Genomic DNA, 1,285 nt, shown 5'->3' with positions numbered 1-1,285 from the left:
CTCTGCCCTATCTACCTCGTCGTCTTCAAGGGGTCTTACTCTTGCGATGGGATATCTCATCTTGAGGGGGGCTTCACGCTTAGATGCCTTCAGCGTTTATCCCTTCCCGACTTGGCTACTCTGCCATGGTGTTGATCACCAACAGATACACCAGAGGTCAGTCCATCCCGGTCCTCTCGTACTAAGGACAGCTCCTCTCAAATATCCTACGCCCACGCCGGATAGGGACCGAACTGTCTCACGACGTTCTGAACCCAGCTCGCGTACCGCTTTAATGGGCGAACAGCCCAACCCTTGGGACCTACTACAGCCCCAGGATGCGATGAGCCGACATCGAGGTGCCAAACCACTCCGTCGATGTGAACTCTTGGGAGTGATAAGCCTGTTATCCCCAGGGTAGCTTTTATCCGTTGAGCGATGGCAATCCCACTTTATACCACCGGATCACTAAGTCCTAGTTTCCTACCTGCTCCACCCGTCGGTGTCGCAGTCAAGCTCCCTTATGCCTTTGCACTCTTCGAATGGTTTCCGTCCATTCTGAGGGAACCTTTGAGCGCCTCCGATACCCTTTCGGAGGCGACCGCCCCAGTCAAACTCCCCGCCTGACATTGTCCCCCAGCCAGGTTATGGCTGCAGGTTAGAAATCCAATACCGCAAGGGTGGTATCCCAACATTGGCTCTGATAAGACTGGCGTCCTATCTTCTCTGCCTCCCACCTATCCTGTACATGCAGTACCGAATCCCAGTATCAAGCTGGAGTAAAGCTCCATGGGGTCTTTCCGTCCTGGCGCAGGTAACCAGCATCTTCACTGGTATTTCAATTTCACCGGGTGCATTGTCGAGACAGCGCTCAAATCATTACGCCTTTCGTGCGGGTCGGAACTTACCCGACAAGGAATTTCGCTACCTTAGGACCGTTATAGTTACGGCCGCCGTTTACTGGGGCTTAAATTCAGAGCTTCGCGTTGCCGCTAACCCCTCCTCGTAACCTTCCAGCACCGGGCAGGCGTCAGCCCATATACCTCACCTTTCGGTTTTGCATAGACCTGTGTTTTTGCTAAACAGTTGCTTGAGCCTATTCTCTGCGGCCTGGTTTCCCAGGCACCCCTTATCCCGAAGTTACGGGGTCATTTTGCCGAGTTCCTTAACAATGCTTCTCCCGCCGGCCTTAGGATTCTCTCCTCATCCACCTGTGTCGGTTTACGGTACGGGCACATATCACACAATAGCGGCTTTTCTTGACAGCCCCTACGAAGACTTCCCTACTTGTGTTCGGTACGCGTCA

General features: G+C 53.5%; 1 rRNA gene. It reads right to left on the bottom strand.

The window, feature by feature from the left end:
• Nucleotides 1–1,285: ribosomal RNA gene (locus tag ACYVD3_RS25070) — 23S ribosomal RNA — on the bottom strand; the annotation flags it as partial.

The organism is Lacrimispora brassicae (assembly GCF_054772055.1).
The sequence above is the reverse complement of the archived record's forward strand: the minus strand, read 5'-3'. Positions and strand labels throughout refer to the sequence as shown.